The 941-nt window shown below is 30.2% G+C and carries 1 protein-coding gene; it reads left to right on the top strand.

Annotated features, from left to right (window positions below):
- The first annotated feature begins 102 nt into the window (after window positions 1-102).
- The gene (locus HYI04_RS16775; RefSeq protein WP_178896425.1) at window positions 103-849 is read left to right on the top strand and encodes a P-loop NTPase fold protein; all 747 of its coding nucleotides are present in this window, start codon (window positions 103-105) and stop codon (window positions 847-849) included.
- The last annotated feature ends 92 nt before the right edge of the window (window positions 850-941 follow it).

Below are 941 nucleotides of genomic sequence, written 5' to 3'. Positions count from 1 at the left end.
GATTCATGCACGTGTGGCCGTATTAAATAAATTTACAGATTTAGGCCGACCTCACACCCAAGTTGCCACTTAAATTTAGATAACTTGGAAGAAGTTTAGCTTTTGAATGTTTGTGCAACAAAGCCCTTTAAAGCTCAACTTGCTGAAATTACAAAAAAAGAGAAAAAACCTTTAGTCTTTATTGTTGATGAACTTGACCGCTGTAAACCTGAATTTGCGATTCGCCTAATCGAACGTATCAAGCACTTTTTTGACATTCCAAAAGTTGTATTCATTCTTGCTGTGAATAAAAATCAACTAGAAGAATCGATCAATAATTTTTATGGATTTTCGAGTACTGCAAATTATCTTGAGAAGTTTATAGATTTTTCTGTGATGTTGAAAAATAAAGACTTAGATGGGAGCAGGTATGCTGAAATACTAAATAACTATAATAAAGATTATCAACTTGACCTTCAGAGAAATGAACTTCATACTTTCATAGCCTTATGTAAGACATATTCCCCTAATCCAAGGCAACTTGTTAAAATTATTAATAAGTTTTCCTTATTAAAATATGATTTGAATGAGACACAAAAAGTTTTTCTATTTATTTTCCTAATCTATTCTGAATTAAGATTAATTACCTCCTTTACAGATACAGAATTTTCTACGCATTTCTACAATCACCATAAAAATGTTTTCCATAAATTCAATTTTAATAGTACTAATAGCCCAGCAGAAAAGAGAGCTTCATTTTTTCAATTCTTAACTAATGATATTTACTCTAAAAATTCAAACACTAATATTTTCGCTTATTTATCTGCGTACATTGAGAGATGGATCCGTAAATTTGAACAACTCCTATAAGTGATATTTTGCTCCCCAAATGATGTTATAAACATCAATATATGGAGTATTTTATGACACGTAGACCAAGAAGAAATCATTCAAATGACTTT

The organism is Acinetobacter sp. SwsAc2 (assembly GCF_013391465.1).
In the GTDB taxonomy this organism is placed as follows: domain Bacteria; phylum Pseudomonadota; class Gammaproteobacteria; order Pseudomonadales; family Moraxellaceae; genus Acinetobacter; species Acinetobacter johnsonii.
The sequence above is the reverse complement of the archived record's forward strand: the minus strand, read 5'-3'. Positions and strand labels throughout refer to the sequence as shown.